The organism is Terrilactibacillus tamarindi (assembly GCF_009718825.1).
Lineage (GTDB): Bacteria > Bacillota > Bacilli > Bacillales > Sporolactobacillaceae > Terrilactibacillus > Terrilactibacillus tamarindi.
The window spans coordinates 176,151-201,071 of sequence record NZ_WNHB01000002.1; the positions used below are offsets into that span (position 1 = coordinate 176,151).

General features: G+C 37.0%; 19 protein-coding genes, 1 other RNA gene and 1 pseudogene. 10 read left to right on the forward strand and 11 right to left on the reverse strand.

All coding sequences use genetic code 11. The features are described from left to right. Positions 1-198: 198 nt before the first annotated feature. The 3 genes and pseudogenes from GMB86_RS01985 to GMB86_RS01995 form a co-directional block, all read left to right on the forward strand. On the forward strand, positions 199-1,902 hold the full coding sequence (locus GMB86_RS01985) for a DUF6044 family protein (protein ID WP_155216293.1): 1,704 nt from the start codon (positions 199-201) through the stop codon (positions 1,900-1,902). A gap of 14 nt (positions 1,903-1,916) precedes the next feature. After that, on the forward strand, positions 1,917-2,924 hold the full coding sequence (locus tag GMB86_RS01990; RefSeq protein ID WP_155216295.1) for a glycosyltransferase family 2 protein: 1,008 nt from the start codon (positions 1,917-1,919) through the stop codon (positions 2,922-2,924). A gap of 83 nt (positions 2,925-3,007) precedes the next feature. Further along, positions 3,008-3,232 (forward strand): annotated as a pseudogene (locus tag GMB86_RS01995) (cache domain-containing protein); the annotation flags it as partial. An 82-nt stretch (positions 3,233-3,314) separates the two neighbouring features. Here the strand turns inward: GMB86_RS01995 and GMB86_RS02000 are convergent. Continuing rightward, positions 3,315-4,241, reverse strand: a complete 927-nt coding sequence (locus GMB86_RS02000) for a manganese-dependent inorganic pyrophosphatase (RefSeq protein WP_155216299.1) — start codon at positions 4,239-4,241, stop codon at positions 3,315-3,317. Positions 4,242-4,303: 62 nt separating this feature from the next. Here GMB86_RS02000 and GMB86_RS02005 point away from each other — a divergent pair, with 62 nt between their 5' ends. The 7 genes from GMB86_RS02005 to GMB86_RS02035 all read left to right on the forward strand — a co-directional run bounded on the left by GMB86_RS02005 (position 4,304) and on the right by GMB86_RS02035 (position 13,460). Beyond that, the gene (locus tag GMB86_RS02005; RefSeq protein WP_408033821.1) at positions 4,304-5,173 is read left to right on the forward strand and encodes a lysozyme family protein; all 870 of its coding nucleotides are present in this window, start codon (positions 4,304-4,306) and stop codon (positions 5,171-5,173) included. A 714-nt stretch (positions 5,174-5,887) separates the two neighbouring features. Continuing rightward, positions 5,888-7,159: a glycosyltransferase family 4 protein gene (locus GMB86_RS02010; RefSeq protein WP_155216301.1), complete on the forward strand. Its 1,272-nt coding sequence runs from the start codon at positions 5,888-5,890 to the stop codon at positions 7,157-7,159. Further along, the gene (locus tag GMB86_RS02015; RefSeq protein WP_155216303.1) at positions 7,152-8,201 is read left to right on the forward strand and encodes a glycosyltransferase family 4 protein; all 1,050 of its coding nucleotides are present in this window, start codon (positions 7,152-7,154) and stop codon (positions 8,199-8,201) included. Before GMB86_RS02010 ends, GMB86_RS02015 begins: the two co-directional genes overlap by 8 nt. After that, positions 8,182-9,207: a lysylphosphatidylglycerol synthase transmembrane domain-containing protein gene (locus GMB86_RS02020; protein WP_155216305.1), complete on the forward strand. Its 1,026-nt coding sequence runs from the start codon at positions 8,182-8,184 to the stop codon at positions 9,205-9,207. Before GMB86_RS02015 ends, GMB86_RS02020 begins: the two co-directional genes overlap by 20 nt. Before the next feature lie 276 nt (positions 9,208-9,483). Continuing rightward, positions 9,484-9,861 (forward strand): ArsR/SmtB family transcription factor, encoded by a 378-nt coding sequence (locus GMB86_RS02025; RefSeq protein WP_155216307.1) that lies wholly within the window; start codon positions 9,484-9,486, stop codon positions 9,859-9,861. A gap of 21 nt (positions 9,862-9,882) precedes the next feature. Continuing rightward, positions 9,883-12,261 (forward strand): heavy metal translocating P-type ATPase, encoded by a 2,379-nt coding sequence (locus tag GMB86_RS02030; protein ID WP_155216309.1) that lies wholly within the window; start codon positions 9,883-9,885, stop codon positions 12,259-12,261. A 284-nt stretch (positions 12,262-12,545) separates the two neighbouring features. Then, complete coding sequence (locus GMB86_RS02035; protein WP_155216311.1) at positions 12,546-13,460, forward strand: cation diffusion facilitator family transporter; 915 nt, start codon at positions 12,546-12,548, stop codon at positions 13,458-13,460. A 200-nt stretch (positions 13,461-13,660) separates the two neighbouring features. Here GMB86_RS02035 and ssrA read toward each other — a convergent pair. The 10 genes from ssrA to eno all read right to left on the reverse strand — a co-directional run bounded on the left by ssrA (position 13,661) and on the right by eno (position 24,847). Further along, positions 13,661-14,018: a transfer-messenger RNA gene (ssrA, locus tag GMB86_RS02040) on the reverse strand. An 81-nt stretch (positions 14,019-14,099) separates the two neighbouring features. After that, the gene (smpB, locus tag GMB86_RS02045) at positions 14,100-14,573 is read right to left on the reverse strand and encodes an SsrA-binding protein SmpB (protein ID WP_155216313.1); all 474 of its coding nucleotides are present in this window, start codon (positions 14,571-14,573) and stop codon (positions 14,100-14,102) included. A 99-nt stretch (positions 14,574-14,672) separates the two neighbouring features. Continuing rightward, positions 14,673-15,524 carry a Cof-type HAD-IIB family hydrolase gene (locus GMB86_RS02050; RefSeq protein WP_155216315.1) on the reverse strand — a complete coding sequence of 284 codons (852 nt, stop codon included), beginning with the start codon at positions 15,522-15,524 and terminating at the stop codon, positions 14,673-14,675. An 84-nt stretch (positions 15,525-15,608) separates the two neighbouring features. Then, on the reverse strand, positions 15,609-16,328 hold the full coding sequence (treR, locus tag GMB86_RS02055; protein ID WP_155216317.1) for a trehalose operon repressor: 720 nt from the start codon (positions 16,326-16,328) through the stop codon (positions 15,609-15,611). Positions 16,329-16,485: 157 nt separating this feature from the next. Continuing rightward, positions 16,486-18,168 (reverse strand): alpha,alpha-phosphotrehalase, encoded by a 1,683-nt coding sequence (gene treC / locus GMB86_RS02060; RefSeq protein WP_155216319.1) that lies wholly within the window; start codon positions 18,166-18,168, stop codon positions 16,486-16,488. 95 nt (positions 18,169-18,263) lie between these two features. Continuing rightward, on the reverse strand, positions 18,264-19,712 hold the full coding sequence (gene treP / locus GMB86_RS02065) for a PTS system trehalose-specific EIIBC component (RefSeq protein WP_155216321.1): 1,449 nt from the start codon (positions 19,710-19,712) through the stop codon (positions 18,264-18,266). A gap of 208 nt (positions 19,713-19,920) precedes the next feature. Continuing rightward, positions 19,921-22,218, reverse strand: a complete 2,298-nt coding sequence (rnr, locus tag GMB86_RS02070) for a ribonuclease R (RefSeq protein ID WP_268987278.1) — start codon at positions 22,216-22,218, stop codon at positions 19,921-19,923. 13 nt (positions 22,219-22,231) lie between these two features. Beyond that, positions 22,232-22,987, reverse strand: coding sequence for an alpha/beta hydrolase (locus GMB86_RS02075; protein WP_155216325.1), 756 nt, complete (start codon positions 22,985-22,987; stop codon positions 22,232-22,234). 195 nt (positions 22,988-23,182) lie between these two features. Further along, the gene (gene secG, locus GMB86_RS02080; protein ID WP_155216417.1) at positions 23,183-23,413 is read right to left on the reverse strand and encodes a preprotein translocase subunit SecG; all 231 of its coding nucleotides are present in this window, start codon (positions 23,411-23,413) and stop codon (positions 23,183-23,185) included. Between the two features lie 144 nt (positions 23,414-23,557). Further along, positions 23,558-24,847, reverse strand: coding sequence for a phosphopyruvate hydratase (gene eno / locus GMB86_RS02085; protein WP_155216327.1), 1,290 nt, complete (start codon positions 24,845-24,847; stop codon positions 23,558-23,560). Positions 24,848-24,921: the final 74 nt, after the last annotated feature.

Genomic DNA, 24,921 nt, shown 5'->3' on the forward strand with positions numbered 1-24,921 from the left:
TTAAACGGTTTCAAATGGTTGTATTTTTAAGTTTAGGTGTTCTTTTTATAAATTCAAAAGAAATCTAGAGTATATATTTCATTATTTTTTCCTATATTAAGCATAAAAACAATTTTTTATATTGGATATGCTATGTATTAAGTCCATATTTTTCCTATATAAATGTTGTCTATTTCTTAAAAGTAGGTGTTAAGGGGTTTGAGTAATCGGTTCTTATCTAAATTAGCAAATAATGAAAAAATTATTTTACTAATATCCTTTTGTATTATTGCAATCTATCTATTACCTTTGTACATATTCGGTGAAAATACGCACGTTCGAGTTCATGATAATTTAGATTCCAATGTAGCTTGGTATAAAACACTTATTAACAGTGGTCAACTCTTTGGCCCATTAGATGCTACCATTCCACAAATTATGAATGGAAACTTGCCGCGCGGGGCATTAGAATCGGAATTTAGTCTCATTGTTTGGTTATATGTCTTGTTTCCAACAATGGTGGCCTACGCAATCAGTCAAACCTTAACGCGTGTCTTTGCTTTTATCGGGATGTATCTACTTCTAAAGACACATGTCCTAAAAGATAAAAAATGGCTCATGATTAATGCCTTGGTCTCCGTTTGCTTTGCTTTAACACCATTTTGGCCATCAGGTATGCTCAGTACACTAGGGATGCCACTCGCTTTATGGGCCTTTTTAAGCATTCGTTCAGGAAAAGGGACGTGGAAACATTGGATCACCCTTATTTTACTTCCCTTTTATTCTAGTTTTGTGCTTGGTTTCTTCTTCTTTTTAACCGCTATAGGGATACTATGGCTCTATGATTTGATCACTAAAAAACGATTTAATATTCCGTTCTTTGGAAGTCTTTGTTTGATGACGGCTCTTTATCTCATTGTTGGCTATCGCCTTATGTCTTCACTCGTCATTAAAGGTGTCCCTAATAGTCGTCAGGAGTTTGTCTCTTCACGCTTGAGCTTAGCGAGTACTGTACGATTAACGTTTAAAAATTTCATCATTGGGCATACACATGACTTAACCATGCATACCTTTATTATCTTGCCTTTAACATTGATCATTCTCGGGCTCATTATTATCAATAAAAAATGGAAAGAAGAAAAAAGCTTCATCCTTTTATTTATACTCAATTTTGCTTTATCAACTTGGTATGCCTTTTGGTTTTTTAAAGGTTGGAGACCCATTAAAGAAAACATTACCTTCTTAAGAACTTTTAACTTTGCACGATTTCATTTTCTTAGACCATTAGTTATTTATGTAAGTTTTGCGATGGGATTGGGAATACTGTGGAAAATGGGAAGGTTTGGACGACAACTTGTTGTCCTCCTCCTCATCGCTCAGTTGGGAGTTCTCTTTTATTTCAATGATGCTTTTTTATACAAAAATCAACCAACAGTGAAACAATTTTTCGCCGTGAACCAATTTCAAGACATTAAAAAATACATAGGAAAAAACCCGTCGTCCTATCGCGTCATTAGTCTTGGGCTTCACCCATCCATCGCTCAATATAATGGGTTCTATACGTTAGATTCGTATAACAACTACTATCCACTAAGCTACAAATATGAATTTAGACAAATTATAGCGAGTGAGCTAGATAAAAAAGCATCATTGAAAAAATACTATGATACTTGGGGTAATCGTGTCTATCTTTTTTCATCCGAGTTAGGTAAAAAATACGATTACAGAAGTTATTCGAAAAAGAAAGTTAAACACTTGGAATTGAATTCGAGAGCCTTATGGCGTATGGGAGGGCGCTATGTCCTATCATCAGTCCCTATTTTAAATGCAAAGCAAAATAATCTTAGTTTATTAAAAACGTTTCACGATGCAGCCTCATCCACAGCTTGGAAAATTTATTTGTATCAGGTTCATCCAGAATAGGAGGTTAACATACTATGAATAAACCATTATTAACCATCGCAGTCCCTTGTTGCAATGAGGAAGAAGTTCTACAAGACACATCAACTCAGCTGATGAGAGTCCTTACCTCATTAATTAAAGATAATCTGATTCAGCCAGATAGTAAGATACTATTCATTGACGATGGAAGCCGTGACCACACTTGGGCTCTCATAGAAGCTTTGATCAAAAAGTCGACCTACTTTACGGGGTTGAAGTTGACACGTAATTTTGGGCATCAAAATGCCCTATTAGCTGGACTGCAAGTGGCTGGTAAATATTCAGACTGCATTATTACAATCGACGCAGATCTTCAAGATGATATTCAAGTTATACGGACATTTATCGAACGTTATCAAGAGGGATATGATATTGTTTATGGTGTACGAAGAAGCAGGAAAACCGATTCCTTCTTCAAACGAAACACAGCACAAGGATTTTATCGTTTTATGACGAAGCTCGGTATTAAAATGGTCTACAACCATGCAGACTTTCGTCTACTTAGCAAAAAGGCTCTAAAAGAACTCTCGCGTTACGGTGAACAAAACATGTTCTTACGTGGCATTATCCCTCTTCTTGGTCTAACTTCAACTGAAGTTCTATATGATCGAAAAGAGCGCATGGCAGGTGAAACAAAGTATCCTCTTAAAAAAATGCTATCGTTCGCTTTTAATGGCATTACGTCTTTTAGCATTGTGCCGATTCGTTTAATTATGACCGTTGGCATTATGGCCTTTTTCTTAAGTAGTCTCTTTGGCGTCTATGCCTTGTTTGCCAAATTCTTTGGCCATGCTGATTCAGGATGGACCTCCATTATGATCTCATTATGGTTCTTAGGCGGGCTTCTCCTTATTAGTGTAGGGCTCATTGGTGAATATATCGGGAAAATCTATGAAGAAACCAAGCATCGGCCGCGATTTTCTGTAGAGAATGATCTGTTTAGTACTTCTTTTAAAGAACGAAAAATACCAACGCCGATCGTAAAGAAAACAAGAATAAGGTAAATCAACTGCACGTTCATTTTGATGAACGTGTTTTTTTGTGCCGGCTTAGACAAAAGTTAATCCACCACATACTCCAAAAGCCGATCTGGTCGAATCGTTCAGACGGCACGTTTATTTTTTCAAATCCGCCCGCAGCCCTAGTTAATGCAAAAGCACGTTCTTGGTTTAAAGAGGCCATGAATGGAAGACGTTATGTCTCTGATCCCTATATTTCTGTTTTAACTAAGAGAAATTGCGTCACCCTATCCGTTCCAATTAAAGAGAACAATCAAATTATTGGAGTTCTAGGAGCTGATATTACGGTCTAATAACGAATGGATGAAGAGAGTTATAACAATAAAAAACCTAGGAGATAAGATTCTCCTAGGCCAAAATGATGACACATCCTCATTATTTTAAAACATTTGTTAATACAGGAACAATTTGTTTTTTACGTGAGACAACACCTTTTAGGACGGCAAGGTTTTGGTCTAATTTAACGTCATAAGCCTTTTCAACTGCTTGTGCTTCTTTACCAAGGACTAGAGCCGTTGAGTCATTCGTTAAAATATCCGTAATGGCAAACAAAAAGAGATCAAGACCTTTTTCTTTTACCGCATTGCCAATGACATCTTCGAGTTCAGCTTGACGTGAAAGAATATCTGCTGTATCTACCGTGTTCACTTGAGCGATTTCGACTTTGTGATCACCCATTTTGAATTCTTTTGCATCAAGTTTAATCCATTCGTCCGTTGGTTTACTGCTGAGATCGGCCCCTGCTTTTAACATATCTAAACCATATTCTTTAGGCTCAACTTCTGCAATAGCCGCCAATTCTTTTGCTGCTTGTACGTCTTCTTCGGTGCATGTAGGTGATTTGAATAATAACGAGTCTGAAATAATCGCTGAAAGCATAAGCCCCGCTATAGGTTTCGTTATTTCAACACCCTGTTCTTTATATAACTTGTTCAAGATTGTCGCTGTACAACCAACTGGTTCTGCACGATAATATAAAGGATCGCTTGTCTCAAAATTAGCAATACGGTGATGATCAATCACTTCTAATACACGAACTTCGTTAATATCGTCGGCGCTTTGTTGACGTTCATTATGATCGACTAAGATAACTTCATCCACTTCACTAGCCACTTTTTCTACAAATCGAGGAGTGGCGACTTTAAACGTATCTAAAGCAAATAACGTTTCGCCATTAACTTCTCCTAAACGCACAGGCTCGACATCGAGACCTAATTGTTGTTTTAAATGAGCATATGCTATAGCTGAACAAATTGTATCCGTATCTGGATTTTTATGTCCAAAAACAAGAACTTTTCCCATGACACTTCTCCTTTATCATTTTAATAAATGGTATCTCTACACTAGATTCTATTCTATCATAAATGACAAATCAATTTGTTTCTAACAAGATGATGACTTTTATATTAAGAACTTATTATATTCCTAAAATCAGTCAAAACCTCTTTATTTATTTTCCAAATCGATATATCATTTATAATGGTCAACTTTTTGTTACTGACCGGAAAAAAGCTGGTTGCAAGGTGGTGTTTATATCGTCTAAAAAACATAAAAACTACAAAGTACGTAAAGGTCGCTATGTTTTACAAAGCCTGATCTTTCTATTCGCTGTATGCATAGTATTTATGTGGTCCCTAATAGGCCCAAATCGAATCCTCTCACTCCTACCTGGCCATGAACCAGTAAGCCAAAATCAACTTCTTAAATATGAACCAACTATTTCACAAGAATTGAACAGTTATGGATTAAAATCGTATACACCTCTACTTCTTGCCATTATGTTACAGGAAAGTAAAGGAGAAGGAAGCGATCCCATGCAGGCATCGGAATCAGCCGGATTAAAAAGAAATCAAATCAAAAATCCTGAAACTAGTATAAAACAAGGTGTCTATCATTTTTCTGAAATGTATAAGTTTGGTAAACAAAAGCATGTTGACTTAGATACCATTATCCAAAGTTATAATATGGGACCTGGCTATATATCTTATGTAGCAGAACGAGGCCAGGAACATAAAGAAACGCTAGCCAAATCATATTCTAAGATGAAAGTCGAAAAGTCGCCTAATACGTATACCTGTGGAATTCGTGATACCTTTCGGGAGCCTTACTGTTATGGTGATTTCACGTATGCTGAAAAAGTGAATAAGCAACTAGCATTAGTTCAAACTATACTAAAAGACAAAGACTCTACGAAAAATGATTCAAAAGCGAAAACAAGTTTTGTTTCAAAGTAATACATTAATTTGATATGAATCAATGAAAAAAGCCATCACACTATAAAATGCCATTATAGGACCATTTTAATATGTGGCTGGCTTTTTTTGATAACACATCGATTATTTTATTTTTTCTTCTACAATCTCAATACGTTTTCTAGGTTTATGATGACTAATCAAACGTTTGTTTAAACTTTTCAAGAGCTACTCCATCCATTTGCAAACGTTTTCTTTGACCCCGCAACAATAAATGATATTATTTAAATATCTGCCTGTTTAAGTCATCGTCTCTAAAGACATCTTTACATTCATATTTAGGAAATGACTGACATTCTATAAATAAAATGAATTCATACATATTTAATTTTTCTTAGGTTCATTCCTTGAAAGTATGTTCTTACATTTATTTCATATATAATGATATCAACGACTGTTCATTTGTTAACTTTACAAATAAAAATAAATCAACATACTATTTACTTGTTCATATTAATAAATATATTCTTGAGTCCTCTTATCTTTTATCCCGCCTTAACGGGCAAGTAAAGACCCCCACCTCAAGATTCTGAGTATTCAAGGAAGATAGGGGGGATCAACTGCCCGTAAAGGCCCGATTGGTTCAGCTAACCATCAGTGGGGGATGAAGATAACCCCCACTGATGGAAGCTTCACTTTATTGTTTAACCAGAATATATATGACCATTCATCTTTCAATGGAAAGAAGGTTGTTTTATGAATATTGGTATTTTTACAGACACGTATTATCCACAAGTCAGTGGGGTATCGACTTCAATCATGATTCTTAAGAAAGAATTAGAAAAATTGGGTCATTGCGTTTATATTTTTACTTCTTCAGATTCAAAGGCTGATTTAACACAAGAAAAAGGATTCGTTTTTCGGTTTACAAGCTTCTCAGCCCTCATTGTCCCTGAGAGACGGCTCGCTATCTCTGGGTTTATTAAGGCTACCCAACTTGCTCAACGCCTTCAATTAGACGTTATTCATACACAAACGGAATTTTCAATGGGGTTAATTGGAAAACACGTTGCCAAAAAGTGCAACATTCCACTCATTCACACGTACCATACCATGTATGAAGATTACTTACATTATATTGCAAATGGGTGGATCATAACACCTAAGTTAGTTGAAAAATTAACCTGTCGCTTTTGTAAACAGGCGCATACCATTATCGCTCCTTCAGAAAAAGTATCTAATAAACTACGAACCTATGGGGTACAAAATCAGATTGAAATTGTTCCTACAGGCATTGACTTCTCAGTTTTTCAAACATCCGCAGATCAAGTTGAAAAACAAAGGCATCTGCGCAAACAAATAGGCCTAAAATTAGATGATATTGTGATTCTTTCTATTGGTAGACTTGCTGAAGAAAAAAATATAGACACCGTTATAAAAGCGATGCCTGAAGTTAAAAAGAATCATCGAGAAGCAAAACTTGTGATTGTTGGAGATGGGCCCTCGCGTTCAAAACTTGAACGTTTGACCCGAATTTTACATATTGAGGATACTGTCTTTTTTGTTGGAGAAAAAGAGTGGAAGGACATTCCTGCCTATTATCATCTTGGTGATGTCTTTGTCAGTGCATCGACGTCTGAAACGCAAGGACTCACTTATATTGAAGCCATGGCATCCGAAATACCTGTTATCGCAAAGAAAGATTCTAGTATTACCCCCCTCATTGAGACTCAAGTGACAGGATTTTTATTTAATGAGGATGATCAGTTGGCTCAAGCTATTATAAAGACATTAGATGCTCGTCAAAACTGGACTTCGGTCGTCGATAGAGCCAAATTACGCATTCATTCACTTTCAGCAGAACAATTTGGCAAACACATAGAGGCTATCTATTTAAACAGTCGGAATCAGGAACTCAGCCCAGCACAACCCCTATTAAGAAAAACAATCAATGGAATGACTGCCATTCATTCGTTGACCAAACTTAAGGGCAAATGGCTTAGAAGAGAGAGCCGGCATCATGATTAGACTCAATATGTTCTCATCAGCTGAAAAAGTCAAAGGGCAAGGTGTTGCCTCTGCTTACCGTGAGTTGGTTAATGTTATCCAATCACATTTAACGTCTATCAACATGACAATGAACAAATTTAGAAAGGCGGACATTACACTTTACCATACCATTGATTTTCGATTCTTCCTCTCGACTTTTTTAAGACATCGCTTAGGAATCAAAATAGGGTATGTCCACTTTCTTCCAGAGACCATCGATGACAGCTTATCTTTACCAAAACCTGTTCAAAAATTATTTTATCGTTATATCATTCTCTTTTATAAACGTATGGATGAATTAATTGTGGTAAATCCATCTTTTATACCCAAATTAATCGCTTATGGTATAGAAGACGATCGTATTCACTATATTCCTAACTTTGTATCGAATAAATCATTTTATCCGGTGAATGATAAAAAAGAAAAACAAGCCCTTCGTAAAGAACACGGATGGTCTATTGATTCATTTATCGTTATTGGTGTTGGACAAGTTCAATATCGAAAGGGCGTTCTTGATTTTATTGAGACAGCCAAAAGACTTCCACATCTAACGTTCATTTGGGCTGGTGGTTTTTCTTTTGGAAAAATCACAGCAGGATATGAGGAATTGAAACAAATCTATGATCATCCACCGAAAAATGTGCACTTTATCGGTATTGTTGATCGTGATAAAATGAATACCTATTACCAAATGGCTGATATGTTATTTTTACCTTCTTATAATGAACTCTTTCCAATGACGGTACTTGAGGCGATGAATTGTCAAATCCCGATACTCTTGCGTGATCTAGATCTATATCAATCTATATTAGATGGGTATTATCTAAAGGCATCTAATGTAGATGAATTTGTATCTTTAATTAGGCGGTTAGAAGGAGAATCAGCTGTCTACAAAGAGGCTGTTCACCGATCAAAGAGCGGGGCTGCTTATTATAGTGAAGAAAGAGTGGTCAAACTATGGAAAGATATGTATCTAACGTTGCATAACAGGAGACAACAGCATGACCAAACAAAACCGTAATATAGTCCTTCATATTCTAATTATTATCGTGATCAGCGCCCTATTTTTCTACTTTAAATTTCGTCATATTAATCTAGCTGATTTCTGGACAAGTATGAAAGAGATCAACGATGTATGGATTAGCCTATCTATGCTGGTCATGTTTTTGTATTGGTTATGTGAAGCAATAATCCTCTACCAAATGACAAAATCAATTGATCCAAGGTTCCGCTTTCGTTCTGCTTTGCAAATAACGATGGTTGGCCAGTTTTTCAACACCTTAACTCCACTACAAACGGGCGGGGGACCTGCACAATTATATATGCTAAAACAAAAAGGAACAGATATCGGCTCTGCAAGTTCCGTTTTATTAATTAAATTTATTATCTATCAGCTTGTTCTAGTGGTGAACTTCATTGTTATTTTATTCTTTAGTTATGACAATTTAATCAAACACTTTCCTCGTTTGTCTTACTTAGTCTTATTGGGTTTTATTTTTCATTTGTTTGTCATTATTGGATTACTCATTGTCGCCATCAGCAAAAAAACTGCTCATTTTCTAGCCCACCTTATTCTGAAGTCTTTATTCATTTTTATTAAAAAAGAAAAAAGGGTTAAATATGTACAAACCATCGATCACAAAATTGATACCTTTCATCATGAAAGCAGAAAAATGAGTCAACATAGATGGCTCTTAGTAAAAGGATGTCTATTAACAAGTATTCAGCTTTTTCTTTTTTTCAGCATTCCTTATTTTATATTTGAAGCAATTGGAATTTCACATGAAGGGTTAATTCTGGCTATGGCTTATCATGCCTTTATTATTATGTTTTCAAGTATCGTGCCTACGCCAAGTGGTACAGCTGGTGCAGAGTATAGTTTTACAATCCTTTTTGGCAGTTTAATGAATGGACAAGAATTATTGGTTACCCTTATCCTCTGGCGATTTATCTCTTCTTATAGCTGCCTTATTATCGGGGGGATCGCATTATCCTTTGGGTCAAAAAAATTGGCTCAACTAAAGTGAGTTCACGTGATCCTCTATCTCCCCAACTAGCCAATGACAAACTTCACTCAGTGGGGGGTTCTTCATCCCCACTGAGTGTAAGCCTAAACCTCATGCAGCCGTTATCCCCCACCTTGAAATTCTCGTGTACACTCGATACCTTGTCAATACTCGCCGTTAATGCGGGATAAATTCAAATAATTTGATATTCACATTCTATAATCACTAATATATAATAACATTATATATAACATTTGAATATTTGCTCATATATTATTTTATACGAGAGGTGTTTATATGATAAAAGATAACATCGTGCCAGATAATTGTGAGGAAACATGTAGCCAAACGATTATTCATAAAGATATTATTCAACTAGTAAGCGAACACATGTCAGATGATATCAGTTTAGATAATATGGCTGAGTTATTTAAATTGTTTGGAGACCGCACAAGAATCCGGATCCTTCATGCTCTCAATCAATCAGAAATGTGTGTCTGTGATCTGGCTTATTTACTTGGTATGACACAATCAGCCATCTCTCACCAATTACGTTTACTAAAACAAGCAAAATTGGTTAAGAACAGAAAAGAAGGAAAGATCGTCTATTATTCACTGGCAGATCGACATGTCATGCAGATCTTTGTGCAAGCCTTCGATCATGTTAAAGAATAAAAATGACATGGAGGAGATTAAATGGATCCTATAAAAACGAAAATAAATAAAGAACTTCTATTAGATGGGCTGGATTGTGCAGCGTGTGCAGCCAAGATAGAAAAAGGCGTTAGTGAGCTAAACGGTATATCAGCTTGTTCGGTTAACTTTATGACAAAGACACTGACAATGGAAACAGAACAAGGTCGTGAAGATGGAATCATAACAGAAGCCAAGAAACTCGTGAAGACATTAGAACCTCATATCGAGGTTAAAGAAAAACAAATTGGTACGAAGTCAGGGATTACTCCCTTATCTTTAAATGGATTAGATTGTGCTAATTGTGCAGCCAAAATAGAAAAAGAAGTAAGTTTGTTATCAGGTATAAAATCTTCGACTGTAGACTTTGTATCTAAAAAACTTATTATTGAACCCACAGGAACGATGAAAACAGACGACCTAGTGGCAGATATCAAAAAAATTGTTAAACGTATTGAACCTGAGGTCAATGTGACTTTAGAAACGCATAATAAAGTACAAGATAATGAACATAATCATGATCATGAAAACAACAAGATAAAAAGATTACTAATACGTTTAGGTGTTGGGGGTGTTTTAACTGCGGTTGCGGTTTTTTCAAACCTTCCATACATTCCAGAGCTTAGCCTCTTTCTTATTGCCTATTTCATTGTCGGCGGTGACATTGTCTATCGAGCGATAAGAAATATGACTAGAGGGCAAGTTTTCGATGAAAACTTTTTAATGGCGATCGCTACGATAGGTGCTTTTGCTGTCGGACAATTTCCTGAAGGCGTGGCTGTTATGCTCTTTTATCAAGTTGGAGAACTCTTCCAAGGCATTGCAGTCAATCGCTCACGGAAATCGATTAGTGCCCTTATGGATATACGTCCCGACTACGCTCACCTCAAAGTTGGTCAAGAAACGAAGAAAGTCTCACCAGAAGATGTAAATGTTGGGGACCTGATTATCATTAAGCCTGGGGAAAAAGTACCTTTAGATGGAAAAGTCATTGAAGGAAACTCAATGGTTGATACATCAGCTTTAACAGGGGAATCTGTCCCAAGAGAAATCGAGGTTGGTAGCGATGTTCTTAGTGGATTCATTAATAAAAATGGGCTCTTAACCATTGAAGTGACGAAATCATACAGTGAATCCACTGTTGCTAAAATTTTAGATCTCGTACAAAACGCAAGCAGTAGAAAAGCACCGACAGAAAATTTTATTACGAAATTTGCTCGTTATTACACACCGGTCGTGGTCATCACGGCTGCCGTTCTTGCCTTTATTCCACCACTTATTCTACAAGGGGCAACGTTCTCTGACTGGTTCTATCGAGCACTGGTATTCTTAGTGATCTCTTGTCCATGTGCTCTGGTGGTTTCCATTCCTCTTGGATTTTTCGGTGGGATTGGTGGAGCGTCTAAAAGTGGCATTCTCGTTAAAGGCAGTAATTACCTCGAAGCCTTAAATGATGTAAAAGTTGTTGTTTTTGATAAAACAGGAACATTAACAAAAGGGATTTTTGAGGTCACAAGTATTAATCCTTCAAATAGTTTAACAAAGGAAGAACTATTAGAATATGCGGCATTTGCAGAAGTTCATTCTAATCATCCGATCGCCCTTTCGATTCGTAAAGCGTATGGAAAAGAGATCGATGATAACCGTATTCAAGATTACAATGAAATTTCAGGACATGGAATCGAAGTCAAGGTTGATGGAAAAGAGATTTTAGCAGGTAATGCTAAATTAATGAAAAAAGAATCTATTTCATTTGAACTAAAAGATGTGGTGGGTACCCTTGTTCATGTGGCTATAGATGGGCAATATGGGGGTTATATTGTTATATCAGATGAAGTGAAGGAAGATGCTGCCAAAGCTATACAACAGTTAAAAGCTTTAGGTATAAAGAAAACAGTGATGTTAACCGGTGATGCAAAAACAGTTGGTAATGCTGTAGGAAACGAACTTGGCTTGGATGAGATACACGCTGAATTACTACCTCATCAGAAAGTGGAAGAGATAGAAAAATTAGACCGGGAAAAATCACCAAAGGAAAAGCTCATTTTCGTTGGCGATGGGATTAACGATACGCCTGTGTTAGCCAGGGCTGATGTGGGTATAGCTATGGGAGGACTAGGGTCTGATGCAGCTATTGAAGCAGCTGACGTCGTCATTATGACAGACGAGCCTTCAAAAATTGCGACAGCTATCAAAATTGCGAAACGAACTCGTGGCATTGTATGGCAAAACATTCTCTTTGCTTTAGGAGTAAAAACCATTTTCCTTTTGCTTGGCGCCTTTGGCATCGCGACGATGTGGGAAGCTGTCTTTTCAGATGTCGGTGTCACATTATTAGCTGTTCTAAATGCGATGCGTGTCTTACAAACTAAAAATATGTAAAACCAAAGTCAAATATATATGTCGTCATACCTTTGTATATTGGGCTTTCATTGAATATTAGAGAAAGAAGATGAACCAGATCAAGTATAACTTCTTATCCTTAATTTAGGAGAAGGTCATGCATAATCGTTGGTTTCACATGCAAGGCAAAAAGCTTTTTCAAAAATTAAATTTCAAGAAGGGCAACACATATTAGTAGTTGGGGTTGGAACGGGGATTGATATCCCCTTATAGCGTTGTTTAGGACCCTAATAAAAGTTAAAAAGGAATTAGGAGTTGATTATATGGGACATAATCATGGACATGAACACGGACATAATCATGCACCTGCATCATATAACAAGGCATTTACTATAGGCATCCTATTAAATACCTTATTTGTTATTATTGAAGCTGTTTATGGTATCATTGGCAACTCATTGGCGTTATTAGCCGATGCTGGACATAATTTAAGTGATGTATTGGGTCTACTTATTGCTTGGGTGGCTATGTGGTTAGGAAATAAAAAACCTTCAATGAAAAGAACTTATGGGTATAAACGTTCATCAATATTAGCAGCTCTATTTAATGCGATTTTTCTCTTAATAGCGATCGGTGGAATTGCATGGGAAGCCATACAAAGATTTGGCACGCCATCACCAGTCACAGGAATGACCGTTATCGTTGTGGCGGTTATTGGGATTGTTATAAACGCTATTACTGCCTTACTATTTATGTCCGGCAGAAAAGGAGATTTGAATATTAAAGGTGCCTTTTTACATATGGCAGCTGATGCTGGTGTTTCACTTGGTGTGGTCATTGCAGGTATGATTTTACTTTGGACAGGTTGGGAATGGATTGATCCTGTTGTGAGTCTAATGATTTCATTGGTTATCTTAATCGGAACATGGGGATTGCTGAAAGACTCATTTAATTTAGCTCTTGATGCCGTGCCAGAAGGCATTAATTTGAATGAAATAAAAAATTACCTTCAATCCATTCCAACAGTAATTGAAGTGCATGATCTACATGTTTGGGGAATGAGTACAACGGAAGCTGCCTTAACGGTACATTTGATAAGATCAGAAATAAAAGATAATGATGTCTTACTGCAAAAAATAAATAAAGAACTTCATGATCAATTTGACATTGAGCATGCAACGATTCAAATAGAAAAAGGAACATTTAGTTGTTCGCTTGCTTCAGAAGATTCCATCTAAATAATTCTTTACCCTCAGACAATTTCTATCCATGTAAAAAAGGTATCTAAGGAATAATATAAATTATTCCTTAGATACCTTTGACATTCACATTTTTATCTAGATTTTTTCAATCTTGAAAGCACTTTAAGCTTAAGCTCTCATTTTAGAAAAACTTAGGCTTTAAGTCACATTTTGCTAGCCTGAATCTCCACTATGTATGGTGGAGACGGTGGGAGTCGAACCCACGTCCAAAGATATTGTAATTTAAGCTTCTACGAGTGTAGTCGATATATTAGCATTTCGCCGATACATCGGCCTATCGACAGGCTTCCGTATGGCTATCCTGATTGTTCTCTTCCTTCGTCCTCAGGAGGCGGACAGCCGGCGTATCCCACTAAGTTGAGTCCCTTACCCTACCACATGGGCGATGGAGGGAGGAACCGCTAAGCTACTTAGGCAGCTAAAGCGAGGTTGTTGTTTTGTTTGCCAGTTATTGGCTTTGGCGTTTTAACGAGGCCGACCCCCTCGACTCGCCACTTAAATCCAACCTACCCCTGTCGAATCCGTAACGTCCCCATGATATAAGGACACAAAGGTTTGTCTTCATAAGTGTCACAAGGAATATACTAACACAAAACCAAATGAATTTCAACTCTTTTACATTTTTTGGCGATCTCTAAGCGCTCTATCCATTTCCCTTTGCGCTGATTTCCGTTTTAACGTTTCACGTTTATCATAGTTCTTCTTACCTTTGCCTAGACCGATAAGAATTTTTGCAAAACCATTTTTGATATAAATTTTCAAAGGAACAATTGCATAACCTGCTTCCTTTGTCTGACCAATCAATTTGTTGATTTGTTTCTTGTGAAGAAGCAATTTTCTTGTTCGAAGGGGATCATGATTATATCGGTTACCTTGTTCATATGGACTGACGTGCATATTATGGAGCATGAGTTCTCCATTCTCAACACGTGCAAACGCATCTTTAATACTCACGGATCCTTTACGTATGGATTTAATTTCAGTACCTTGAAGAACTAACCCCGCTTCAAACGTTTCTTCAATAAAATAATCATGACTTGCTTTACGATTCTGTGCAAGCACACGACTCTTTGTCTTTTCTTCTGTCAATTCAATTCACTCCTCGACGCTTGTTGACATTTCCCGCCTAATTATAGTATGTATTGATACGTATTATCAACTTTTCCCGGGAAATGTCGATATATCTCACTATTTCTTGGCATTCTCTCTTAAGAGTTCGTTTATCGCATAAGCAACGCCGTCTTCTTCACAACGTTTTGTAACCATTTGACATGTCTCTTTAATCTCTGGATAAGCATTTCCCATGGCAACACTAACGCCAGCTACTTCAAACATGGATAAATCATTATAATTATCCCCAATCGCAACCGTATCCTCTAATTTAATATTTAAATGATTGGCTAATAGTTTTAGACCATGGCCCTTCGAGACACCATTTGCCATAATTTCAAAGTTGCCTGTCCCTGATGTTACCATATTAATGTCTACTTGATGGCTAAAATGATGTCTCCCCTTAGCTAATTTTTCATCATCGTAAGAAAAGACGAGGACTTTGGTAATGTCAATGCGTGGATCTTGAAGTACATCCATACTATCAAGTGTGCGATAATATTCCCGTCTGGTGGCTTCTTGAAAACCTTCTGCTCTCTCTTCATGTTTCTTCAAATGATCAAGTTCTTCTTGTAACCAGTCTAGTCCATCAGTCGGAACAAAGATGATGTCTTGTGTATAGATTCCCATGTAAAAATGCTGATCTAAAAGCCATTTGATATCTTTCATAATTGTTGATTTATTTAACTTAGCTGAATAAAGAAGTTGGCCATCTTGCGTGTGAACCGAAGCGCCATTTGTACCAATAATATTGGCTTCCATTCCAATTTCACGCAGTTTGGTATTCACATCAAAGGAAGCTCTACCTGTTGCAATTGTTATTTGAATGTCTTGTTTTTGTGCTTCCTTTAAGGCTTTGATATTATTTTCACTTATTTTTCTTTCGCGAGTCAGTAACGTTCCGTCCAAATCAATCGCAATGAGTTTCATTTTATCCTCCTCATGAAAAGCTTATTATAAAATACTTTCCCTAAAACTCTGTGTAAAAATCCTGTTGGCCTATTAAAGTATACCTTATTGATGCTCCCTCCTTGCGAAATCGATAAATCGAAATTTATCCAGTCGATGCCTTGATTCCGTGTATTGAAATAGACGCGCATCATCAAGAAAAACCTGACTCTTAACAACAACGACTTGTTGATCATTTTTTAGTGTCATGTAGATTTTATCTTCATTAGTGATAGGATCAACTGAAAATTCTTTACGAGCAAAGCTAATCATTAAATCGCAATCCTCTTCAATAAATTGATACAAAGAATCTTCGCACGTCTCTTTTGTTAAAGTTGGAATAATATCTTGATTAATATAATCCTTATCTAAGATAATCGTTTCCCCATCCACTATTCTCGACCGGACAATTTTCCAAACGTAAGTCTTATCCGTTATTCGCAATTTATCTTTTATCTCATCACTGGGTTGGATTAAAGTCAGTTCATGAACACAGGTTGACCACGTCTTTCCCGATCTTTTCGCAACTTCCTTAAAACTGACAAGACCAGAAACAGGAAAATCGTATCTTCCTGCATCGAGAACAACAGATCCTTTTCCTCGGATTTTTTGAATATAACCATTTTGCGAAAGATAATTAAGGGCTTTCCGAATCGTTTCTCTAGAAACACCATAGTTAATGGCCAAGTCGTTTTCTGAAGGTAAGCAACTTCCAATTTGATACTTATTATGTTGGATCTTTTTCGATAAATCATTATAAATCATCATGAATTTATTGGACGCCATAGTTATATCACCAATTCTATTTTAACATGTTTGAAATTTGAATGTTACCAACAAGATTATATTTATGGTCTTCGTAGGAAACACCTCCTATTTTAAAACCTTAAATTACAAAACTCCCACTCAGGCTTTACAAGTGGGAGTCCCTTCATGGATGCGTTCACTTAGAAAGATAATAAACGATGGATTCATATGGTCTTAACGTGATGGTTTGGTCTAGCTTATTGGGTGAATCGATATAATTACTAAGCAACTGTTGAGTATTTTGATTCTGTATTTCCAAAGGACAGTTAAATTCTACTGTTCTATTATAGAAATTATTGACTACAAGCAATGTTTCCCCTTTCCACCTTCTTACATAGGAGAAAATAGAAGGATCATCTTCAAGTAACAGTTGATAATCGCCATACGTAATGATATCCATTTGCTTCCGTAAATCTATTAACTTTTTATAATGATAATAAACTGACTGATGGTTTAGAAGTGATCTCTTAACATTAATCGTTTGAAAGTTATTGGAGACATTGATCCATGGTGTTCCTTTTGTAAATCCTCCATTTTGCGATCCGTCCCATTGCATAGGTGTTCGACTATTGTCTCTTGATTTTTGTTTTAAGATAGAGATAATTTCTTGTTCGCTTTTTCCTTGTTGCTGTAAAATGGTATACATATTTAGGGACTCAACATCACGATAATCCGTTATTGAAGTGAAGTTGGGATTTGTCATGCCGATTTCTTCACCTTGATAGATATACGGTGTTCCTTGCATCATGTGGATGGTCGTTGCCAGCATTTTAGCTGATTGTTCTCTGTATTCACCTTCATCGCCAAATCTTGAAACGATCCGAGGCTGGTCATGATTACACCAGAATAGAGCCTGCCAACCGCCGCCTTCGTGCATTTTGACTTGCCAATTTGATAATAATTTCTTAAGTGCTAGGAAGTCAAAGTCCGCCATAGCCCACTTCTCACCGTTTGGATAGTCCACTTTCAAATGATGAAATTGGAAGATCATATCTAATTCTTGGTTTTCTGGTTTCGTATAATCAATGCAGTTAGGAATCGTAGTCGAAGACATTTCACCTACCGTCATCGAACGGTATTTCGAAAAGACATGTTTGTTTAACTCATGAATATATTCATGAATGCGTGGACCATCGGTATAATATTTTCGACCATCGGCTTGGGGTTTAGTTCGATCATCATCAAGGAAGCGTTGATCTTTAGAAATGAGATTAATCACATCTAATCTAAATCCATCTATACCCTTTTCAAACCAATAGTGCATCATTTTATAGATATCTTCTTTCATTGCGTCGTTTTCCCAATTTAAATCCGCTTGAGTTACGTCAAATAAATGTAGATAGTATTGTTCTGTTTTTTCATCATATGCCCAAGCTGATCCACCAAACTTAGATAGCCAATTCGTAGGTTCATCCCCACCGTTTTTACTATCTTTCCAGATATAATAATCACGATAAGGACTATTTTTATCTTTTCTTGCAGCTTTGAACCATTCATGTTCCGTAGACGTATGATTAACCACCATATCCATCACAATTTTGAGGCCCTTCGCATGAGCTTTTTCTAATAATTGATCGAAATCCTCCATAGTTCCAAATTCTTCTTGAATCTGATAATAATCACTAATATCATATCCATTGTCCTTTTGTGGCGATTTATAGATCGGTGTTAACCATAGAATATCGACACCTAAATCTTTCAGATAATCGAGTTTTTCTATAATTCCTTGTAGGTCACCGATACCATTTCCTGTTGTATCATAAAAACTTTTTGGATAAATTTGGTAAACCGTTGATCTTTTCCACCATGCTTCTTTCATTACTTACACCACCAATTTAAAAATATAAAGTAACCATTGTCTTGTTGTTAAACTAGGTGGAACAAGAATGTTCCACCTAATTGATTTATTTTAAGTTAAGCCTTGAATTGTTCATTTTTTATTACCGTTTTATCTCGTGATTTTTTCTTGAATCTTGAAAAGATAAAAGTCAAAGCAAACGGAACAACGATTGAAACAGCGATACCTAAGAAAAACACAGGCCATCCTTTTGGAAAAATAGAAAGGAAACCAGGTAACCCTCCAACCCCAATCGATGATGATCGAATATGGTTAACAGCTAGAATAGCGCCACCAACTGACGAACCAATAATTGCTGCAATGAATGGGTAACGAAATCGTAAGTTTACGCCGAACAATGCAGGCTCTGTAACGCCTAGCCAAGCAGAAATCGACGATGTGAAGGCTAAACCTTTTACTTTTTTGTCACGATTTATAACAAAGATAGCAAAAGCGGCGGCTCCTTGAGCGATATTAGATAGAGCTAATATTGGCCACAAATAAGTGCCTCCAGTACTTCCAATGAGTTGCAAATCTACCGCCAAAAACAGATGATGCATCCCGGTAATGACAAGAGGAGCATAGCATAAACCATACACTAAACCACCAATTATTGGGGCAACATGAAACAATCCAACAACGCCATTTGTAATTCCAGTAGCTATAAACATCGTTACTGGACCAATAACAATAAAAGCAAGGAATCCTGTTACAAGGAGACAAACTGGACCAACAACTAATAATTGAATAAAGTCCGAGACACGCTTTCTTAAAAAGATTTCGATTCTAGCAATCACATACGACGCGACAAGAACGGGCAATACTTGACCTTGATAGCCTACCTTATCGATGGTCAAGCCAAAAATATGCCATACAGGAACAGTCCCTTTAGTTCTTGCTTCAGCTAATCCATAAGCATTTAACAAGTCTGGGTGAACTAAAATTAATCCGAGTACAATTCCTAATATGGGACTTCCACCAAATTTCTTTACAGCTGACCACCCAATTAATGCTGGTAAAAATGTAAAAGCTGTATTTGCAATCAAATTGATCATATTGGCAAAGTCAGTCCATCCCGGATGAACTTCAATAAATGATGGCTTATAAAAGATCCCTGGGTTCGCTAAAATATTGTTGATCCCCATTAATAAACCAGCCGTTACGAGAGCAGGAAGGATAGGAATAAAAATATCGGCTAAATTTTTTACGCCTCTTTGTAAAATATTCATTTTCTCAGAGGCAAGATCTTTCACATCTTGTTTAGATGCTTCCCCAACACCCGTTAATTTTACAAATATATCATATACTTTATCCACGGTTCCTTGACCTATTACGACTTGAAACTGGCCATTTACAGAAAAAGACCCTTTTACCAAACTAATATCATTTAACTCGTCATGTTTAACTTCTTTCTCATCCTTTAAAATCAATCTTAGACGTGTTACGCAGTGTGTTGCAGCGGAAATATTCTCTTTTCCACCTACGGCATCAATAATACGTTGTACCTCATTCTCCTGTATTGCCAAGGTTGACACCCCCAATTATTATGAATAATCCAAAATGAAACGCTTTCATTTTTCATTATCTTATAAACTTGTATATACTAATTTATATGTTTATTTTAACTTGTATATACATATTAGTCAATAGATTCTGAGCAGAAAATGGAAACGCTTTATATTTTTTTATAAACATAAAGGAAAAAGGACAACTCATTCATAGTTGTCCCTAGCTTTAACGTCTTCTTTTTTTCTTTTTCTTTTTATTGTTATTCCCTTTTGGTTTTTCGCTAACGGCATCTCGAGTCGATTTATGATGCTTACGTGTTTTTTTACTTTTACCACCTGTATCTTTTCCTTGAATGACCTTAGGTTGTGCCCGTCTCTCGCGAGGTTTTCTTGGTTTCATTCCGACGATTTCAAAGTCAATCGACCGTTCATCTAGGTTAACTGAAATGACACGAACTTCAATTTCATCTCCAATACGAAAAATATTACCGGTTCTCTCTCCAATTAAAGCCATATGCTCTTCATGGTAATGGTAATAGTCATCCGTGAGATAGCTGATATGTACCAGCCCTTCTATGGTATTCGGTAATTCGACAAATAAACCGAAGTTCGTTACGCCACTGACAACTCCATCAAACGTTTCACCAATTTTATTTTCCATATATTCGGCTTTTTTCAAATCATCCGTTTCACGTTCTGCTTCAACTGCTCTTTGTTCACGTTCAGAAGTATGACGTGCAATTTCTGGCAGCTCTTTTTCATAGTAATACTTTGTATCCGGATCCACTTTCTTCTCAAATAAATACTTGCGAATAAGCCGATGCACCATAAGATCCGGATAACGCCGAATAGGTGATGTGAAATGCGTATAGAATTCCGTTGATAAACCAAAGTGTCCTAAACTTTCATGGTAATACTTGGCTTTTTGCATAGATCTTAGCATAACCGTGCTAATAACCGGTTCTTCAGGTTCACCTTTCACTTCTTCTAACAAGGACTGGAGAGTCCGTGGATGGATATTATCCACGCTGCCTTTTACAACATAGCCAAAGTTCACAACAAAATTATAGAACTTCGCTAATTTTTCAGGATTAGGTTCTTCGTGAATTCGATAAATAAAGGGCAATTCAAGCCAATGAAAATGTTCGGCAACTGTTTCGTTAGCACATAACATAAATTCTTCTATGAGTCGTTCGGCAACAGATCGTTCTCTTATCACAACATCCTTTGGTTTTCCATCTTCACCGACAATGATCTTTGCCTCAGTGAAATCAAAATCAATCGCCCCTCTTTGACGTCTCTTCTCGGTTAAAATACTGGAGAGTTCACCCATTAATTCAAAGAATGGAATGAGATCATGATAACGATCTAAAACGTCTTCATCTTCTTTAAGAAGAATCTTTCTAACATTCGTATAGGTCATTCGTTCTGTAGTCCGAATCACACTTGGAAATATTTCATGTCCGACGACCTTCCCTTGTGGCGTGATCTCCATTTCACAGCTAATGGTCAATCGATCCACTTGCGGGTTTAAACTACATATCCCGTTGGATAGACGATGTGGAATCATCGGTATGACTCGATCAACGAGGTAAACACTTGTACCTCGATCAAAGGCTTCTTCATCAAGTGGTGACCCTTCTTTTACATAATGACTCACATCAGCGATATGGACGCCTAACTTATAATTTCCATTTGAAAGTTTAACAACATTCACCGCATCATCTAAGTCTTTGGCATCTTCACCATCAATGGTGACAATCGTCTCATCTCTTAGATCACGCCGACCTTCGATATCTGCGGGATCAATGGTGTCTGGGACAGCTTTTGCTTGTTCAAGGACTTCCTCAGGAAACTCAAGCGGTAATCCATGTTTATAGATAATGGAAATGATATCAATTCCAGGGTCGTTCTTGTGACCTAAAATTTCTACAATTTTTCCTTCGGGACTCATTCTTCCTTCTGGATATTTGGTTATCTCAACAACCACCTTGTGACCTTCAGCGGCTCCATTGACGTTCTCTTTTGGAATGAATATATCACTGACTATTTTTTTATCATCCGGGATAACAAATCCATAGTGCTTGTTCGCACTGTATGTCCCAACCACTTTCGAAATACCTCGTTCAATAATGCGAATAACCGTACCTTCAGGACGTTCCCCGGAAGACTTCGCTGATAGTCTAACGATGACCGTATCACCATTCATGGCATTCCCTAAATCACCTGAGGCAACATAGACATCTGACAGACCTTCCTCTTCTGGAAGGATAAAGGCAAACCCTTTTGCATGAGCTTGAACCTTTCCTCGGATGAGATTCATTTTTTCTGGTAATCCATACCGATTACTTCTTGTACGTACAATTAAACCTCTATCTTCCATCTCATTTAATGTCTTTACAAATGCCTTAAAATCCTCTGATTGATTGAACTGAAAGACATCTTCTAACTCTGACAGTGTCATGGGTTTATATGCTTCTTTTTTCATATAGTCAAGAATTTCTTGAATGTGCTCTTCTGACAAAAATATGACCTCCTTAGGAGATGGACCAGTCCAAGCTTTCAAGAAATTCATAAATATCCTGATGGAGTTGATCCTTCTCCTCGCCTAATGTAATAACATGATTTGAATTTTCGTACCATTTTATTCGTTTCATGTCTGATTGTACTTCGTTATATATAATATCTGCACTATGTACGTCAATCATACTATCTTTTCTCGCTTGAACGACAAATGTTGGCGCATATATCATATCAACATGCTCCCTAACTTCTCGTATAAGAAGTTGTAAATCCACTAAAGTCGTCATGGGTTTAGCTTTGAAGTCTCTCATTTCTACTTCGATTTGTTCCTTCGATTTTCCTTCATAATGCTTATAATTTCTTGCATAGCGTAACACGCCTTCATATATTTGTTCTTTTGTTTTGGCATTCATTGGGGCACACATGGAAACAATACCCTTCACTGGGAAAGTGTAACCACATTTAAGGGAAAATACCCCTCCTAATGACAAACCAGCTACAGCAAATTCTCGATAACCTTTCGTATTCAATGTATCAATGGCCTGTTTAACATCTTCCCACCAATCTTTGGGACCTGTGTTTAGGATTTCTTCAGGAGGAACGCCGTGCCCTTTATAATGAGGCGCCAAGCAAGTATAGCCTTTCTTATGTAAAAACCTCCCTAACATTCGAACATCTGCAGAATGACCTGTGAATCCATGTAGGAGCAGGACAGCCCTCGATCCTCCCTCAAAAAAGAATGGTTTAGGTGGTCTTATTTTTGATGCCATATCGTCACCCTCTATTTATTTATTTTAATGTAAGTTTACCAATAAGTTTCCCAAGTTAACACATTAATGTCCTGATTTGTAGACTAAAAGTCTCAATCTCAGTATATGTGGATAATGGCTGATTTAAATTTTATTTATGTAAAATAAAACAGCTGTCCATATGGCAGCTGTAAATTCCGATCTCATTCATTCTTATTAAGCAAAGTAACCTAAAATAAAAGCACAAACAAAAAATACCACTGATAGAAAAATGGTAATACGATTTAAAACCGCATCAATTCCTCGTGCCTTTTGTTTACCAAATAATTGTTCGGCACCACCCGTAATAGCTCCAGATAAACCCTCACTTTTACTAGGTTGTAACAATACAAACAAGATAAGCCCTATTGACGTTACTATAAGAATCGTAAGCACTATTGAATGCAACATTTAATTCACTCCAATCCACCGTAAAACCACATTATTATAATTAATCCTATCACATTGATATCTTTCAAGCAAGACTGCTATTTTGAAAAAAAGAGGTATCCCTTTAAAAGGATACCTCTTTATATCATATCATGCTATAACTCAGACGTTTTTCAAGTTATAGAAAGCTGTTTTTCCTGCATATTTACCTTGTTCACCAAGTTCATCAGCAATGCGGATAAGTTGGTTATATTTAGCAACACGGTCAGTACGTGATGGAGCACCTGTTTTAAGTTGACCAGCGTTTGTTGCAACAGCGATATCAGCAAGAGTTGTATCTTCAGTTTCACCAGAACGGTGAGAAACGATGGCAGTATAACCTGCACGTTTAGCCATTTCGATCGCATTAAATGTTTCAGTAAGTGTACCGATTTGGTTCACTTTGATAAGGATTGAGTTACCAATTCCTTTTTCGATACCTTCAGCTAATTTATCCGTGTTTGTAACGAATAAGTCGTCACCAACGAGTTGAACTTGGTCGCCAAGCTCTGAAGTAAGTTTTTTCCAACCTTCCCAGTCGTTTTCATCAAGACCATCTTCGATTGAAACGATAGGGTATTTAGAGAGAAGTTCACGATAGAATTCGATCATTTCGTCAGAAGTTCTTGTGATACCTTCGCCTTTAAATTCATATTTACCATCTTTGTAAAGTTCTGAAGAAGCAACGTCCATAGCGATTTTAACTTGATCGCCTGGTTTGTAACCAGCAGCTTCAATAGCTTCGATGATAGTTTGAATAGCTTCTTCGTTAGAACCAAGGTTAGGAGCAAATCCGCCTTCGTCACCAACAGCCGTGTTGTAACCTTTCTTTTTCAATACTGTTTTAAGGTTATGGAAAATTTCAGCACCCATACGTACAGCTTCTGGGAACGTTTCAGCACCAACAGGCATGATCATGAATTCTTGGATATCCACGTTGTTATCAGCGTGTTCTCCACCATTCAAGATGTTCATCATTGGTGTAGGAAGGATTGTACCATTGAATCCACCAAGGTAACGATATAAAGGAACATCTAGGAATGCTGCAGCAGCATGAGCAACAGCCATAGACACACCAAGGATCGCATTGGCTCCAAGTTTACCTTTGTTAGGTGTACCATCAAGATCGATCATAGTTTGGTCAATAGCTACTTGATCAAGAGCATCAAGACCAACGAGTTCAGGAGCGATCACTTCATTTACGTTATCAACTGCTTTAAGAACACCTTTTCCTAAATAACGGTTTTTATCACCGTCACGAAGTTCAACTGCTTCGTATTCACCAGTTGAAGCACCACTTGGAACAAGTGCGCGACCAACTGCGCCAGATTCTAGATAAACTTCAACTTCTACTGTAGGGTTACCGCGGGAATCAAGAACCTCGCGACCGTATACATCAACGATTTGGGACATCGTTACATCTCTCCTTAAATATAGTTAGTATTATTGGTTGTTCAAACAGTCTGGGAAAAATAGCAGTCGAATTT

Excerpts from the sequence above, each read along its gene's own strand:
- GMB86_RS02000 (WP_155216299.1), bottom strand. The coding sequence starts at position 4,241 with ATGGGAAAAGTTCTTGTTTTTGGACATAAAAATCCAGATACGGATACA.
- treC (WP_155216319.1), bottom strand. The coding sequence starts at position 18,168 with ATGAAAGAAGCATGGTGGAAAAGATCAACGGTTTACCAAATTTATCCA.
- GMB86_RS02010 (WP_155216301.1), top strand. The coding sequence starts at position 5,888 with ATGAATATTGGTATTTTTACAGACACGTATTATCCACAAGTCAGTGGG.
- GMB86_RS02075 (WP_155216325.1), bottom strand. The coding sequence starts at position 22,987 with ATGGCATCAAAAATAAGACCACCTAAACCATTCTTTTTTGAGGGAGGA.
- GMB86_RS01990 (WP_155216295.1), top strand. The coding sequence starts at position 1,917 with ATGAATAAACCATTATTAACCATCGCAGTCCCTTGTTGCAATGAGGAA.
- GMB86_RS02005 (WP_408033821.1), top strand. The coding sequence starts at position 4,304 with ATGACAAATCAATTTGTTTCTAACAAGATGATGACTTTTATATTAAGA.
- GMB86_RS02025 (WP_155216307.1), top strand. The coding sequence starts at position 9,484 with ATGATAAAAGATAACATCGTGCCAGATAATTGTGAGGAAACATGTAGC.
- treR (WP_155216317.1), bottom strand. The coding sequence starts at position 16,328 with ATGGCGTCCAATAAATTCATGATGATTTATAATGATTTATCGAAAAAG.
- GMB86_RS02020 (WP_155216305.1), top strand. The coding sequence starts at position 8,182 with ATGACCAAACAAAACCGTAATATAGTCCTTCATATTCTAATTATTATC.
- GMB86_RS02050 (WP_155216315.1), bottom strand. The coding sequence starts at position 15,524 with ATGAAACTCATTGCGATTGATTTGGACGGAACGTTACTGACTCGCGAA.
- GMB86_RS02030 (WP_155216309.1), top strand. The coding sequence starts at position 9,883 with ATGGATCCTATAAAAACGAAAATAAATAAAGAACTTCTATTAGATGGG.
- GMB86_RS02035 (WP_155216311.1), top strand. The coding sequence starts at position 12,546 with ATGGGACATAATCATGGACATGAACACGGACATAATCATGCACCTGCA.
- eno (WP_155216327.1), bottom strand. The coding sequence starts at position 24,847 with ATGTCCCAAATCGTTGATGTATACGGTCGCGAGGTTCTTGATTCCCGC.
- GMB86_RS02015 (WP_155216303.1), top strand. The coding sequence starts at position 7,152 with ATGATTAGACTCAATATGTTCTCATCAGCTGAAAAAGTCAAAGGGCAA.